The sequence below is a fragment of the Streptomyces sp. NPDC058470 genome (genome assembly GCF_042721055.1).
GTDB lineage: Bacteria > Actinomycetota > Actinomycetes > Streptomycetales > Streptomycetaceae > Streptomyces.
This window is the reverse complement of record NZ_JBHXMF010000010.1, coordinates 152,605-167,501: the sequence shown is the minus strand read 5'-3', so window position 1 is coordinate 167,501 and position 14,897 is coordinate 152,605. Positions and strand designations below refer to the sequence as shown.

Annotated in this window: 12 protein-coding genes and 1 tRNA gene; 5 read left to right on the top strand and 8 right to left on the bottom strand. The window is 69.1% G+C overall.

The window, feature by feature from the left end; translation table 11 throughout:
- Window positions 1–43 precede the first annotated feature (43 nt).
- The 8 genes from ACFWP7_RS10345 to ACFWP7_RS10310 all read right to left on the bottom strand — a co-directional run bounded on the left by ACFWP7_RS10345 (window position 44) and on the right by ACFWP7_RS10310 (window position 10,630).
- Window positions 44–625 (bottom strand): ATP/GTP-binding protein, encoded by a 582-nt coding sequence (locus ACFWP7_RS10345; RefSeq protein WP_103554950.1) that lies wholly within the window; start codon window positions 623–625, stop codon window positions 44–46.
- Window positions 606–1,199 (bottom strand): DUF742 domain-containing protein, encoded by a 594-nt coding sequence (locus ACFWP7_RS10340; protein ID WP_384379042.1) that lies wholly within the window; start codon window positions 1,197–1,199, stop codon window positions 606–608. The genes ACFWP7_RS10345 and ACFWP7_RS10340 overlap by 20 nt, the downstream gene beginning before the upstream one ends.
- A 93-nt stretch (window positions 1,200–1,292) precedes the next feature.
- The gene (locus tag ACFWP7_RS10335) at window positions 1,293–1,706 is read right to left on the bottom strand and encodes a roadblock/LC7 domain-containing protein (RefSeq protein ID WP_384379066.1); all 414 of its coding nucleotides are present in this window, start codon (window positions 1,704–1,706) and stop codon (window positions 1,293–1,295) included.
- Between the two features lie 10 nt (window positions 1,707–1,716).
- Complete coding sequence (locus tag ACFWP7_RS10330; protein WP_384379039.1) at window positions 1,717–5,001, bottom strand: nitrate- and nitrite sensing domain-containing protein; 3,285 nt, start codon at window positions 4,999–5,001, stop codon at window positions 1,717–1,719.
- Window positions 5,002–5,392: 391 nt separating this feature from the next.
- Window positions 5,393–5,968, bottom strand: coding sequence for an ATP/GTP-binding protein (locus ACFWP7_RS10325; RefSeq protein WP_028802395.1), 576 nt, complete (start codon window positions 5,966–5,968; stop codon window positions 5,393–5,395).
- The gene (locus ACFWP7_RS10320) at window positions 5,949–6,347 is read right to left on the bottom strand and encodes a DUF742 domain-containing protein (protein ID WP_384379036.1); all 399 of its coding nucleotides are present in this window, start codon (window positions 6,345–6,347) and stop codon (window positions 5,949–5,951) included. The genes ACFWP7_RS10325 and ACFWP7_RS10320 overlap by 20 nt, the downstream gene beginning before the upstream one ends.
- Before the next feature lie 113 nt (window positions 6,348–6,460).
- Window positions 6,461–6,874, bottom strand: coding sequence for a roadblock/LC7 domain-containing protein (locus ACFWP7_RS10315; RefSeq protein ID WP_355761633.1), 414 nt, complete (start codon window positions 6,872–6,874; stop codon window positions 6,461–6,463).
- Between the two features lie 9 nt (window positions 6,875–6,883).
- Window positions 6,884–10,630: a nitrate- and nitrite sensing domain-containing protein gene (locus ACFWP7_RS10310; RefSeq protein ID WP_384379033.1), complete on the bottom strand. Its 3,747-nt coding sequence runs from the start codon at window positions 10,628–10,630 to the stop codon at window positions 6,884–6,886.
- A 600-nt stretch (window positions 10,631–11,230) separates the two neighbouring features.
- Between ACFWP7_RS10310 and ACFWP7_RS10305 the strand changes: the two genes are divergently transcribed.
- The 5 genes from ACFWP7_RS10305 (at window position 11,231) to ACFWP7_RS10285 (ending at window position 14,800) form a co-directional block, all read left to right on the top strand.
- Window positions 11,231–11,419 carry a hypothetical protein gene (locus ACFWP7_RS10305; protein ID WP_384379030.1) on the top strand — a complete coding sequence of 63 codons (189 nt, stop codon included), beginning with the start codon at window positions 11,231–11,233 and terminating at the stop codon, window positions 11,417–11,419.
- 141 nt (window positions 11,420–11,560) lie between these two features.
- Window positions 11,561–12,349, top strand: a complete 789-nt coding sequence (locus ACFWP7_RS10300; protein WP_384379063.1) for a fumarylacetoacetate hydrolase family protein — start codon at window positions 11,561–11,563, stop codon at window positions 12,347–12,349.
- Window positions 12,342–13,811 (top strand): glutamate--tRNA ligase, encoded by a 1,470-nt coding sequence (gltX, locus tag ACFWP7_RS10295; RefSeq protein WP_384379027.1) that lies wholly within the window; start codon window positions 12,342–12,344, stop codon window positions 13,809–13,811. Before ACFWP7_RS10300 ends, gltX begins: the two co-directional genes overlap by 8 nt.
- 90 nt (window positions 13,812–13,901) lie before the next feature.
- On the top strand, window positions 13,902–14,636 hold the full coding sequence (locus ACFWP7_RS10290) for an HAD family hydrolase (RefSeq protein WP_384379024.1): 735 nt from the start codon (window positions 13,902–13,904) through the stop codon (window positions 14,634–14,636).
- Between the two features lie 92 nt (window positions 14,637–14,728).
- Window positions 14,729–14,800, top strand: a tRNA-Gln gene (locus tag ACFWP7_RS10285).
- Window positions 14,801–14,897: the final 97 nt, after the last annotated feature.

Sequence of the window (14,897 nt, the reverse complement as noted above, 5' to 3'; positions counted from 1 at the left end):
CCCTACGGAGAAGCGGGGGCCGATGCCCAGTACCTGCCGTCCGCTACCGCAGACGTGCCATGAGCGCGTGCTCGACGAGCGTGATGAGCGCGCTCTTGGCGTCCGCGCGGTGGCGGGCGTCCGTCGTGATGATCGGAGCGTCCGGGCCGATCTGGAGGGCCTCGCGGACCTCTTCCGGGTTGTACGGCTGGTTGCCGTCGAAGCCGTTGAGGGCGATGACGAACGGGAGACCCGAGTTCTCGAAGTAGTCGACCGCGGGGAAGCAGTCGGCGAGCCGCCGGGTGTCCACGAGCACGATCGCGCCGATGGCGCCGCGGACCAGGTCGTCCCACATGAACCAGAAACGGTCCTGGCCCGGCGTACCGAACAGGTACAGGATCAGGTCCTGGTCCAGGGTGATGCGTCCGAAGTCCATGGCGACGGTGGTCGTCGTCTTGTCTCCGGTGTGCGTGAGGTCGTCGATGCCCGCGGACGCGGACGTCATGACGGCCTCGGTACGCAGCGGGTTGATCTCCGAGACGGCCCCGACGAACGTGGTCTTGCCCACGCCGAAGCCGCCCGCCACCACGATCTTCGCGGACGTGGTGGAGCGGGAAGGCCCTCCGCTAGAGCTTGCGAAGTCCACTGAGCACCCTTTCGAGCAAAGTCACGTCTGGCTGACCGCCGGCGTTCTCGTCACCGCCGGGCTGATGGATGGCGACCAGGCCCGCCTCTGCCAAGTCGGCGACGAGAATCCTGGCCACACCGAGAGGGATCGTCAGCAGCGCCGAGATTTCGGCCACCGACTTGATCTCCCGGCAGAGGTTGCAGATCCGCTGATGCTCGGGCAACTGGCCCTGCATCTGGTGCGGTTGTGCGGTGGTGTGCACCAGCGCCTCGATGGCGAGCTGGTAGCGGGGCCTGGTACGGCCGCCCGTCATGGCGTACGGGCGTACCAGAGGGTTGTGCGTGGACCCGGCCGGTGACGGCTCGGGGTTGCGGCGCTGCGGCTGCACGGGCTGGATGCGCGGCGCCGACGGCTGGTCGTACGGAGAAGGCCCGGGACCCTGGGGTGCGTACGGCTGCTGGTGCCGAGGGGTCGGTGCGGAGGGGAAGTTGTACCGGTTCGGGTTCTGTGAACCATCGCCCTGGCCGCCCTGCCCCTGGCCGGGGCCGTACGACCAGTTGCCCGAAGACGAACCGTCTGGGGGTGTTGCCACTTTCTCCTCCTCCGACTGTGCCGGGCCCCATCACTGTGGGACCGCGTCCCGAAACCTTATGGCCTCAGGACACCAAGACGCACCGTCTGTCTGTTAGTTGAGAAGGCTCCCCTGGAGCTCTGCTCGAAGGTCGGGAGTCAGGACCGTACCTGCACGGTCCACCAGAAGAGCCATCTCGTACCCGACGAGACCGATGTCCGCTTCGGGGTGGGAGAGTACGGCGAGGGACGAACCATCGGAAACGGACATGATGAAGAGGAATCCCCGCTCCATCTCCACGACCGTCTGGTTCACGTGGCCGCCCTCGAAGATGCGGGAGGCTCCTGCGGTCAACGAGGTCAGACCTGATGCGACGGCCGCCAACTGGTCGGCGCGGTCACGGGGAAAGCCTTCGGACATCGCCAGAAGGAGTCCGTCGGCGGAGACCACCACGGTGTGGGACACCCCAGGGGTGTTGTCCACGAAGTTGGTGATCAACCAGTTCAGGTTCTGCGCCGCCTGGCTCATCGGGCTCACACTAACGCTCCTGGTTGTAGGTGCTGTCAGGACCGAAGCCCTGGCCGTTCGTGTTCGTGTCACTACCTGCGTTGCGTCCCTGCTGTACGCCGCGGCGCAGGTTGCTCAGCCTGCCCCGGATGTCCTCCGGGGCGCGGGAGACCTGAGGGCCGCCCTGCGGGGTCGATTCGGCGGTTCCCTCGACCAGGTTGGCCTTCGGTACCCGCCGTGGCAGACCTGACGGGGTGACCCCGCCGGCCTTGGGCTTCTTGAGCTGCTCGGCGCGCTGCCACCGGTCGTCGTTGGACGAGCGCCAGTCGTCGGGGCCCTCCGTCGTGGTCGCCGGCGGAGTCTGGTCCTTCCGCTCCACGGACCGCTGGCCGTTGCCTGTCGCGGCGGCACCGCGACGCGGGAGACCGGCGTCGGTCAGGGCGTGCGGGGCGGAAGGGGCAGGCCCCGGTCGGCCAAAGCCTACGCGGTCCTGCTCACCCGCGTCAGCGGTCTTCGAGGATTCCGCTTCCGGAGCGTACGCGGACCGGTACGCGTTCTGCTGCGCGTTCTGCTGCGGCCACTCCTCCTGGTAGGACGGCTCCGCGAAGGCCGAGAACGTCGCCGGGGCGGCGCTCCCGTTCCCCGCGTGTTCGTCCTGGACCGGCTCCGCATACGCGGGCTCCGGGTAGCCGCCGTTCGCCGGGAAGTACGTCTCGTCGTACGACCCCTGCTGCGGCTCCTCGTACGCCGTCTGCTGGCCGTACGTCGCCTGCTGCTCCTCGTACGGGGCCTGCCCGTTGTCGTAGGGCGCCTGCCCGTTGTCGTACGAGGTCTGGCCGTTGTCGTACTGAGCCTGGCCGTTGTCATAGACGGCCTGCCCGTTGTCGTACGCGGGCTGCTGGGCCTCGAAGCCCTCCTGGTAGCTCGGAGCCTCCAGAGCCTCCGGCTGGCCCCCTGCCTGGGCCTCCAGGGCCGCACGGCGCTCCTCGCGCATCAGCGAGCGGCCCACGGGGTCCAACTCGCGTATGTCGTCCGGCACTTCGTAGCGGCTGTCGTCGAAGCCGAGCTCGGCGGCCGTCAGGGGCTGCTGGGCCTGGAACGGCTCGCCCTGGAAGGCCGGCGGCTGCGGCTGCGGCTGCTCCGGCATGATCTGCGAGACCGTGAACTCGTCGCGCTGGAGCTGCTGCTCGCCGCCGCCACCACCGTGGGTGATCGCGTCGGGAAGCATGACCAGGGAGGTCGTACCGGCCTGCTCGCCGGAGGGGCGGAGCTGGACGCGGATGCCGTGCCGGTCGGACAGCCGGCCGACCACGAACAGACCCATGCGCTGCGAGATCGCGGCGTCCACGGTCGGCGGGTTGGCCAGCTTGTGGTTGATGTCCGCGAAGTCCTCGGCGGTGAGGCCGATGCCCTTGTCGTGGATCTCGACCATGATGCGGCCGTCCGGGAGACGGGTCGCGGTGACACGGACTTTGGTCTGCGGGGAGGAGAACGTCGTGGCGTTCTCCAGGAGCTCGGCGAGCAGGTGCACGAGGTCGGTCACGGCGCGGCCGTGGATCTCGGCCTCCGGGACGCCGGAGAGCTCGACGCGCTCGTACTGCTCCACCTCGGAGGAGGCGGCGCGCAGGACGTCCACGAGGGGCACCGGCTGGTCCCAGCGGCGGCCCGGCTCCTCGCCGGCGAGGACCAGGAGGTTCTCGCCGTTGCGGCGCATACGGGTCGCGAGGTGGTCCAAGCGGAAGAGGTTCTCCAGCTGGTCCGGGTCGGCCTCGTTGTTCTCCAGGTCGGTGATCAGGGTCAGCTGGCCCTCGATCAGGGACTGGTTGCGGCGCGACAGGTTGGTGAAGATCGCGTTGATGTTGCCTCGCAGGAGGGCCTGCTCGGCGGCCAGTCGTACGGCCTCACGGTGGACCTGGTCGAAGGCGCGGGCGACTTCGCCGATCTCGTCCGTGGTGGTGATCGGGATGGGCTGTACGCGGGTGTCGACGCGGCCCGGGTCGGTGCGCGAGAGCTGGTCGACCAGCATCGGCAGGCGCTGCTCGGCCACGTTGAAGGCCGCGTTGCGCAGCTGGCGCATCGCGCGGCTCATCTGGCGGGCGACCATGCCGGCCAGGATGAACGCGGCGAGCAGGGCGATCACGACGGCGGCACCGGTGATGATGGCGTCGCGCTTGGCGCTGTCGGAGATGTTGGAGGCCTCGGCCACGGCCTTGGCGGTCAGATCCGACTCGATCGTGCGGTAGGCGTTGTACTTGGCGGTGTTGACCGCCCAGTAGTTGTCCGCGGTGATGCCCTGCGAGGCGAGCGCGTCGCGGGCGCTCTGGTCCGTGGACGAGAGCGTGGCGAGGGCCGAGACCATTGCGGTGTCCCCGGACGGCGGGGGCACATAGGTCTGGCCCTGGGCCGCCGCGGCCTCGGCGGCGGCCTTGGCCTGGGCCGCGCCGTCGGACTTCAGTTTCGTCTGGGCGGCATCGAGCTTGGCCGCGTCGGCCTCGGTGCCACCGCCGATGTACTCCTCGACGCTGATGCCTTCGAGGTAGGCGTACGAGGAGAGGGCGACGCGCTGCTTGGCGAGGTCGGTCGCGGTGGGGCCGGGTTTGATCAGCATGTGCATGCCGATGGACCGCTGTAGCGACGCGGACGCCTTGGCTAGCGAGATCGCGTAGACCGTACGGCCGTAGCTGGTGATGTTTCCGGTGCCCAGACCGAGTTCGTTGGAGAACTCCAACAGTGGGTGCTGGATCTGGGTGTAGCCCTCTTCGGTCTGCACGCCGGTGAGGGCGGAGGTGTACGCGGCCTTGCGCAGGGTGGCGAGGCCGGGCTCGACCTTGCGGAAGATCTCGAGGCGGCGCTGCAGGCCGGCCGTCTGCGGCATGTTCTGGGCGGCCTCGTCGAAGGCGTCGGCCGCCGCGTCCGTGGCCGCACGGGCCTTCACGACGGTCGCGTCCTTCTCGCCCTTGCCGGTCAGCAGCGGCACGGCGCTGACGTCGCGCTCGACGTACAGCTTGTCGCCGTAGGTCAGCGCGGCCTGCACCAGACGTGCCGTCTTCTCGGCGTTCTCGGCCTCCTGCCAGGTGTCGATCGAGCTCCTCACCTGGAAGCCGCCCATGACCAGGCCGACCACCACAGGGATGAGCAGAATCGCGTTCAGTCTGGTCGGCACGCGCCAGTTGCGCGGGGAGAAACGACTGCCGCTCGGCGCGGGTACCGGCGTGGGCTCCTGGGAGCCGGGCATTTGTGCGGACGCCGCGACACGCGGCGGCGGGGTGAAGTTGCCCCGTGCCGACGGCTCGGGACCGTTCTTGCTTCGCCTCACTCGACCAAAACCTCTCGGCGTCGGCACCTACGTTGTGCCGCGGTGTCTCCGGCGCCCTTGACTACTGGGCAGGTCAGCGCATTCCAGCACGTCACTCGGCGCCCTTCCAAACACTCGGAACCCATGATTCCAGGTGAGGTAAGCCCCAGATAAAACGGTCATAAAGAACGAGCCCCGCCAAAAGGCGGGGCTTTTGTGAGCACAGCGGTACCGGGTGAACGCGATGCGTGTCGGTGCCCGTGAAATTGTCTGTCGAAACGTTATGAACACTGTCGCCGACCGTGTCAAACGACACAGCCGGCTCCAGGGCATCTACGACAACTGCCTTATGGAACTGTCGACTTGTGGGCCGTGATAAAGGCACCATTCGTTGCCCCGGCCCTGCCGCCCACTACCGCAGACGGGCCATGAGCGCGTGCTCGACGAGCGTGATCAGTGCGCTCTTCGCGTCCGCGCGATGCCGGGCGTCCGTGGTGATGATCGGAGCGTCCGGCCCGATCTGGAGGGCCTCACGGACCTCCTCGGGGTTGTACGGCTGGTGCCCGTCGAAGCCGTTGAGGGCGATGACGAACGGCAGCCCGGAGTTCTCGAAGTAGTCGACCGCGGGGAAGCAGTCGGCGAGCCGCCGGGTGTCGACCAATACCACCGCGCCGATGGCGCCGCGGACCAGGTCGTCCCACATGAACCAGAAACGGTCCTGACCCGGCGTACCGAACAGGTACAGGATCAGGTCCTGGTCCAGGGTGATGCGTCCGAAGTCCATGGCCACCGTGGTGGTGGTCTTGTCCCCGGTGTGGGTGAGGTCGTCGATGCCCGCGGACGCGGACGTCATGACGGCCTCCGTGCGCAGCGGGTTGATCTCCGAGACGGCGCCCACGAACGTGGTCTTGCCGACGCCGAAGCCACCCGCCACCACGATCTTCGCGGAGGTGGTCGCCCGGCCTCCGTCAGAGCTTGCGAAGTCCACTGAGCACCCTTTCGAGCAAAGTCACGTCCGGCGCGCCGCCGTTGCTCTCGTCGCCGCCCGGCTGATGGATGGCGACGAGTCCGGCCTCGGCGAGGTCCGCGACAAGGATCCGTGCCACACCCAGTGGCATGGACAGAAGTGCCGATACCTCGGCGACGGACTTCACCTCACGGCACAGGTGGCAGATCCGCTGGTGCTCGGGGAGCAGCCCCATCAGCTGCGCCGGGTCGGCCGTGGTGCTGATCAGTGCCTCGATGGCGAGCTGGTAGCGCGGCCGCGTCCGGCCGCCGGTCATCGCGTAGGGACGTACCAGCGGCTGGTCGCCCTCATCCTCGTACGTATGTGCGTACGGATCATGAGAGGCGTTGGGCGGGGTCATGAATCCTCCGGGCGGGACAGCAAGTGAGTCAGTCGTGCCGTCTGTTGGGGCCGGTGAGGGGACATTGTGTCGGCCGGACGGTGATTTCGTGCCGTGGGTAGAACCCAGAGCCGTTAGTGGAGCAGACTTCCCTGTAGTTCGGCGCGCAGGTCCGGCGTGAGCACTGCGCCCGCGCGGTCGACGAGCAGCGCCATCTCGTAGCCGACAAGGCCGATGTCGCAGTCCGGGTGGGAGAGAACCGCCAGGGACGATCCATCCGAAACGGACATCAGGAAAAGGAATCCGCGCTCCATCTCCACGACTGTCTGAGCCACCGAGCCGCCCTCGAAGATCCGGGATGCCCCGGCCGTCAGCGAGGTGAGCCCGGACGCGACCGCCGCGAGCTGGTCGGCGCGGTCGCGCGGGAAGCCTTCGGACATCGCCAGAAGGAGACCGTCGGCGGACACGACGACGGTGTGGGACACCCCCGGGGTGTTGTCCACGAAGTTGGTGATCAACCAGTTCAGGTTCTGTGCGGCCTGGCTCATCTGACTCAACTAGTGCTCCTGCTGGTGAGTGGGGCTGGGGAAGCTACCGGTCTGGCCGGTGCCGGCCTGGCGACCCTGCTGAATGCCCCGACGGAGATTGGTCAGCCGGCCGCGTACGTCATCGGGCGCACGCGAGACCTGCGGACCGGTTTGGTGCGTTTGCTGCTGTGCCGTACCCGCGACGAGGTTGGCTCGCGGGACGCGGCGCGGCAGGCCTGAGGTGGTGACTCCGCCCGCCGACGGCTGACGGACGCGTTCTGCCTGCCGGACGAGGTCGTCGTTCGGCGAGGTGCGCCAGGACGCCGGGGAGGCGGCCGGCGCGGCGGCGGGTCGCGGGGGAACCACGGGTGCCGCCTGCGGCTGCGGGGCCGGGGGTGGCACCTGCGAGCCGTTGGTCTGGTTCTGGGCTGCTGCCGCCGCGGCCTGCTGACCGTGGAACCAGTTGGTCTCCAGCGTGTCGTACAGCGGCGTACGTCCGTCACCGGGGCCCGCCGGCGGCAGGGCCTCGGGCTCCGGCGGCGGCACGGGCCGCTGCGGAGGCGCCGCCGACCGCTGCGGTACCTGCGGCCGCTCGAACTGGCCGGTGGACGAAGGGCCCTGGCCGTTGCCGTACCCGGGAGCCGCGAACTGGCCGGTGGACGACGGGTCCTGGGTGGCGCCGTAGCCCGGGGTGGCGAACTGGCCCGTGGCGGACGGCGGGTTCTGGCCCGCGGAACCGAAGACATCCGGGCGGACGAACTGACCGGAGTTCTGTACGGGGTTCTGACCCGAGTACTGCCCGGCGCCCTGCCCGGGGTTCTGCGGCGGAACGGCACCGGGGCGCGGAGCGTCGAAGTCGGGGCGGGCAAACCCCGAGGTGGCGGCGGGACCTTGGCGGTCGTCGATCCGCGGAAACTCAGAAGTGGCAGCAGTGGCAGCCGGGTTCTGACGGTCGTCGTAGCGCGGCATGCGCGAGGTGGAGTCGGGCTCCTCGTGGCCACGCGGGGTGTCGAGGGATGCGCGCGGCACGGGCGGCTGGGCGTTGTCGTCGCTCCAGCTCGGCCGCGACTGCGTGTTGCCACCGGGGAGTTCGGCGCGTGCGCCACCACGGCCCGGCAGTTGCGGCCTGCGACGGCTGCCCTTGCCGGCCGATGGCTGCTGCGGGGGTGCGGTCGGGGGGCCGCTCTGCCGCGCGCCCGGCGCGTCGCCGAAACCGCTCTGCCGGTTGCCGGACGCGTCACCGAACCCGCCCTGACGGGCGCCGGATCCGTCGCCGAAGCCCTGTGCGCCGGTTCCCGCGGCCTGCAGGCCCTGCGGGGCACCCGGCGCGCTCTGCCCGAAGGCGTTGACACCGGCACCGGCCGGAGCGGGCCTGCCCTGCGGCGGATTGCCCGGACCCTGCGGTCCACGCGGTCCGCCCGGGCGACCGCCCTGGCTGCCGGGGAGTGCGGCACGCGGACCCTGGCCCGCGCCGACCTGCCCGCGCTGCGGCGGGGCACCGACGCGTCCGGGGTTGCCGCCGCCACCGAGGGCCGGACCGCCCTGGCCGTTGCCACGGCGGGCCGCGGCGACACCGGCGGAGGCCTGCGAGGCAGCCGGACCGGCGCCCTGACCCGGCTTGTTCGGAACCTTCTTGCCGCCCTGGGCGACATCGACGGGAAGCATGACGAGGGCGGTCGTGCCGCCGGAGTCGGACGGGCGCAGCTGGATACGGATGCCGTGGCGCTGGGACAGACGGCCGACCACGAACAGACCCATGCGGCGCGACACCGAGACGTCCACGGTGGGCGGCGAGGCGAGCCGCTCGTTGATCGCCGCGAGGTCCTCGGGGGAGAGGCCGATACCGGTGTCGTGGATCTCGATCAGCACGCGGCCGTCGGGCAGCGCGTGACCGGTGACCTTGACCTTGGTCTGCGGGGAGGAGAACGAGGTGGCGTTCTCCAGCAGCTCGGCGAGCAGGTGCACGAGGTCGTTGACCACACGGCCGGCCACTTCGGTGGTCGGCACGGAGGACAGCTCGATGCGCTCGTACTGCTCCACCTCGGAGGCGGCGGCGCGGAGCACGTCGACCAGCGGGACCGGGCGGGTCCAGCGTCGGCCGGGCTCTTCACCGGCGAGCACCAGCAGGTTCTCACCGTTACGGCGCATGCGGGTCGCGAGGTGGTCGAGCTTGAAGAGCGAGGACAGCTGGTCCGGGTCGGCCTCGCGGGACTCCAGTTCGGAGATGAGCGAGAGCTGACGCTGGATGAGGCCCTGCGAGCGGCGCGAGAGGTTGGTGAACATCGCGTTGACGTTGCCTCGCAGGAGGGCCTGCTCGGCGGCCAGTCGTACGGCCTCGCGGTGCACGTCGTCGAAGGCCGCGGCGACCTGGCCGATCTCGTCCCGGGAGTGCACACCGACCGACTCGACGGAGGTGTCGACGTCCTGCGGGTCGGACTCGGAGAGCTGCTTGACCAGCTCGGGCAGCCGCTCCTGGGCGACCTTGGTCGCGGTGTCCTGGAGCCGGCGCAGCGAGCGGATCATGGACCGGGCCACGACGAAGGCGCCGACCAGCGAGACACCGAGGACGAGGAGGATCAGCGCACCCGAGATGATCGCTTCACTCTCGGCCGCGTTGCGCAGCTCACGGGCCTTCTGCTCCATCTCGCCGAGCAGCGTGGTCTCGATGTTGGACATCTGCCCGAGCTTGGTCGAGTCATCGTCGACCCAGTCCAGATACGAGCGCTTGTCCCGCGTCGCCAGACCGTTCTTGCTGGCCAGCACACGCCTGGCGTAGTCGTCGGCTGCCTCGATGGTCGGGTTGCCGCTCTCGATGGGCTTGAGGAGCTCCGCGGAACCTTCTCCGTAGATGCTCTCGAAGCTGCTGAGGTCGGACTCCTGGCTCTGCTGCGCCGAGAGCGCGTACTGCCGGTCGTTCTCGGACAGGTTGCCGAAGGTCGTGTTGCTCTCGGGCAGCGCGGCGGCGATGACCGCGCGCTGGACGGAGGCGTACTCCTTGGCCGAGGAGAAGGCCGCCAGCGCACGCGTGCGCTGGATCATCTCCGGGTTGCTGGTGGCCTCGGCCATGTCCTGCGAGAGGTCGAGGAGCTGGGTGATGACGCGGTGGTACGCCTCGACCGTCTGCGTGGAGTTGTTGGGCTCGTCGTAGGCGTCGCTGCGGATGCTGGTGAGCTTCTGCAATTCGCGCGTCAGGCCGACGAGGCTGTCCCGTACGCCGGTGAGCTGGTTGTCCGCGCTGGAGTCGTCGATCTCCTGGACGCCCTCGAGGAAGTTCTTCTTCGCGATGTCGGTGGCATCGCGGACGCCCTTGACCGTGGGGGAGGTGGCCGCGGTGCCGTGCACCAGCGGCCCCGCCGTCGTGTCGCGCTCCTTCTGGAGCGCGGCCGAGAGCTCGGTCGCCTGCTTGGTGATGTCGGTGAGCAGCTTCATGTTGTCGAGCTGCTGGATGTCGTCCATCGACTGGTTGATGCGCAGTGCGCCGAGCGAGGTCGCGGCGACCACGGGGAGCGCGAGCAGCGAGACCAGACGTGTGGAGATGCGCCAGTTGCGCAGAGCTATTCGCGAGCCGGCGCCCGTCGGGCCCTTCGAATTCCTCGCGGCCGGTTTGGCGGGAGCCGTCGCGCCGGGGCGCGCGGAACGCTCACCGCTGCCGCCGACCTGTGCCGGTCCCGGGTTCTGGGCGTGCTGGGGCGAGGAACTGCCTTTAGTGGGGCCAGTCCCGCCGTGCGGCTCCGGCTCCGCCGGAGCGCTGCCATCCCTCTTGAATCGTCCCTGCACTAGCGTCGCAACCTCTGGACCAGGCGCCCCTCCGTGAAAACGGTGGGACGGTGTCGGCGTCGTTCAGGGGCGCAGATGCGCCCCCTGGTGGTCGTCAGTGACCGGCGCTGGATCCCCTTTCCCGCCGCCACTCGGCGCTGCGTTGCGCCCCCTGCGCGCCGGTTCGATCCCGCGGCGGTCCGTGGAATTCCAGCACAGTGCCGGATCTCCAACAAGGGCCGAGTACCAGGCTGTGACCTCCGTGACAGCTTGTGAGGGCTGCGTCACGAGACGTAGAAAGTGATCCCGTACATAACGGACTTATGCCTACGAGGTGTTGGAGCGCTCCGGGTGTCCCAGTCGACATGATCAGGAGCGGAATGTCGGCTTCAGTGGAGCAATGCCCGTTTCGCCGGGTCGGACCCGCAGCCTGAATTGACCGCTTTGCCTGTTAGTAAGTGAGGAAACTCACACCACGATCATGGCGTCCCCACGGCTTCGCCCGGGAATTGCATGTTTAGCCTGACGCTTTACAGGGATGGCGAATCCGACAACCCGCGCCTGCACGGGGCCTCTTGAAGCCCGCGCCCGGCGCCCACGACGACAAGGTCGACTACAACAGTGAAGACGACGATGATGTTCCGCAACATAGCCAACCCGCGACGCACCACGCTGGCCCACCTCCAGGACGCCGACGAGCTGCGCACGCCGGAGCAGCCGGAGCACTCGGTCGACCTCCCCGCCCAGACCGCCAACCCCCGCCGCACCATCCTCATGGAAGCGCCGGTCGCCGCCGCGATCGCGGAGTAGTGCGCCCGTCGGCGGCCCGCTGCCCGAGCCGTCGGCGTACGGATGCCGGGCGCCCGCCGATATGCGCGCGGCGCCCGGCCCTTCCCGCGCTAGCCTGGAGTGTCCTACTCCAGCCAGCTCAGTGAGGGGCGCAACGATCCCGTGCGCATCGCCAGGTTCTCCATCGACGGCAACGTCGCCTTCGGCGCGGTCGAGGGCGACAAGCCGGACGAGCTCGTCCTCGACATCATCAAGGGCATCCCGTTCGCGGACTTCGAGCTCTCCGGCACGAAGGTCCCCCTGAGCAAGGTGCGGCTGCTGCCCCCGGTGCTCCCCAACAAGGTCGTGGCCTTCGGTCGCAACTACGCCGAGCACGCCCGGGAACTCGGCAACGAAGTACCCGACGCCCCGTTCGCCTTCTTCAAGCCGTCGACCTCCGTGATCGGCTCCGGCGACGAGATCCAGTACCCGTCCTTCTCGAACGACCTGCACCACGAGGCCGAGCTGGCCGTGGTCATCGGCCGGATGTGCCGCGAGGTCCCGCGCGAGCGCGTCAAGGACGTCATCCTCGGCTACACCTGCGCCAACGACGTCACCGCACGCGACGTCCAGAAGCGCGAGAAGCAGTGGGCCAGGGCCAAGGGCTTCGACGGCGCCTGCCCGCTCGGCCCCTGGGTGGAGACGGACGTGGACCTCGCCGCGATCGCCGAGGGCATCACCATCCAGTGCACGGTCAACGGGCAGCAACGCCAACTCGGCAGCACCAGCGAGATGATCCACTCCATCGAGGATCTGATCGTGAACATCACCGAGGCCATGACGCTGCTCCCCGGCGACGTGATCCTCACGGGCACCCCCTCGGGGGTCGGCCCCCTGAACGTCGGCGACGAGGTCGCCGTCACCATCGAAGGTATCGGCACTCTCACCAACAAGGTGATCAAGCGTGGCTAACGGATCCGTCCGCGTACGTTTCTGTCCCTCCCCGACCGGCAACCCCCACGTGGGCCTGGTCCGCACCGCTCTGTTCAACTGGGCGTTCGCCCGGCACAACGAAGGCACACTGGTCTTCCGCATCGAGGACACCGACGCGGCCCGTGACTCCGAGGAGTCCTACGACCAGCTGCTCGACTCGATGCGCTGGCTGGGCTTCGACTGGGACGAGGGCCCCGAGATCGGCGGCCCGCACGCGCCGTACCGTCAGTCCCAGCGGATGGACCTCTACAAGGACGTCGCCCAGAAACTCCTGGACGCGGGCCACGCGTACCACTGCTACTGCTCGACCGAGGAGCTGGACGCCCGCCGCGACGCCGCCCGCGCCGCCGGCAAGCCCTCCGGCTACGACGGCCACTGCCGCGCGCTCACCGCCGAACAGGTCGAGACGTACAAGGCGGAGGGCCGCACGCCCATCGTCCGCTTCCGCATGCCCGACGAGACGATCACCTTCACGGACCTGGTCCGCGGCGAGATCACCTACCTCGCGGAGAACGTCCCGGACTTCGGGATCGTACGAGCCAACGGTGCGCCCCTGTACACGCTCGTCAACCCGGTCGACGACGCCCTGATGGAGATCACCCACGTCCTGCGCGGCGAGGACCTGCTCTCCTCCACCCCGCGCCAGATCGCCCTCTACAAGGCGCTGATCGAGCTGGGCATCGCCAAGGAGACCCCGGCCTTCGGCCACCTCCCGTACGTCATGGGTGAGGGCAACAAGAAGCTCTCCAAGCGCGACCCGGAGTCGTCGCTGAACCTCTACAGGGAGCGCGGGTTCCTCCCCGAGGGCCTGCTCAACTACCTCTCCCTGCTCGGCTGGTCGCTGTCGGCGGACCGTGACATCTTCTCGATCGAGGAGATGGTCGCCGCCTTCGACATCGTGGACGTGAACCCCAACCCGGCCCGCTTCGACCTCAAGAAGTGCGAAGCGATCAACGGCGACCACATCCGGCTGCTCGACGTGAAGGACTTCACCGAGCGCTGCGCCCCCTGGCTGAGGGCCCCGTTCGCGCCGTGGGCGCCGGAGGACTTCGACGAGGCGAAGTGGCAGGCGATCGCCCCGCACGCACAGACCCGCCTCAAGGTCCTCTCCGAGATCACGGCCAACGTCGACTTCCTGTTCCTTCCGGAGCCGGCCTTCGACGAGCCGTCCTGGACGAAGGCCATGAAGGAGGGCAGCGACGCGCTGCTGCGTACGGCGCGGGAGAAGCTCTCCGGTGCGGACTGGTCGGACGCTGAGGCGCTGAAGAACGCCGTCCTGGCCGCCGGTGAGGAGCACGGCCTCAAGCTCGGCAAGGCCCAGGCCCCGGTCCGCGTCGCCGTCACAGGGCGCACCGTCGGCCTGCCGCTCTTCGAGTCCCTGGAGATCCTGGGCAAGGAGAAGGCGCTCGCACGCATCGACGCGGCGCTGGCGAAGCTTTAGCCGACAGGGGGGCGGCGTCCGGTCCGGGCGCCGCCCCCTTTGTGCGCCGAGCGACAGACACGCGCCCCCACCCGGAGTTACCGTCGGATCATGAGCATCAAGGCCTTGGTCTGGGACGTGGACGACACGCTCTTCGACTACACGGGCGCCGACCGGGCCGGGATGCGCGGGCACTTGGCGGCCGAGGGCCTGCTCGACGCGTACGAGTCCGTCGAGCAGGCCCTCGCACGCTGGCGGGAGATCACCGACGCCCAGTGGGCGAGGTTCGCGGCGGGGGAGTCGGACTGGCAGGGCCAGCGCCGGGACCGGGTCAGGGCGTTCCTGGGGGAGCCCCTCGATGACGCCGAGGCCGACGACTGGTTCGGGCGGTACGCCGGCCACTACGAAGCCGCCTGGGCCCTCTTCCCGGACACCCTGCCCGCCCTGGACGCCCTCGCCGCCAGTCACCGGCACGCGGTCCTGTCCAACTCCAGCTTCCCCAACCAGGACCGCAAACTCCGCGTCCTGGGCGTACGCGACCGCTTCGAGACCGTCCTGTGCGCGGCCGAGCTGGGCGTCTCCAAGCCCGCCGTGGCAGCCTTCCACGCCGCCTGCGACGCCCTCGGGCTGCCTCCGCACCAGGTCGCGTACGTCGGCGACCACCCGGAGATCGACGGACGCGGCGCCTTCGAGGCGGGGATGCTCTCGATCTGGATCGACCGTGGCGGTGCTCACACCGTCCCGGAGAGCGGTCCGACGGGCCCGCACCGGATCGCCTCGCTGGCCGAACTCCCCGTGATCCTCGGCGCTGATACCCGTTTTGGAGCGCCGTCCACCTTCAGGTAATGTTCTTCCTGCGCCGCCGGAGAGCGGGCCGAAAGGTCTGAAAACCGGAGGCGCTAGCTAGAACGGAATCCCCGTCGGGGGTTGTGTTTCAGTGGCCTATGGTGTAATTGGCAGCACGACGGTTTCTGGTTCCGTTAGTCTAGGTTCGAGTCCTGGTAGGCCAGCTCGCAGAGCTTATCTGCAACAGCAGAGGTCAACTCTGCAAGGCCCCCGTTGTGTAGCGGCCTAGCACGCTGCCCTCTCACGGCAGTAGCGCCGGTT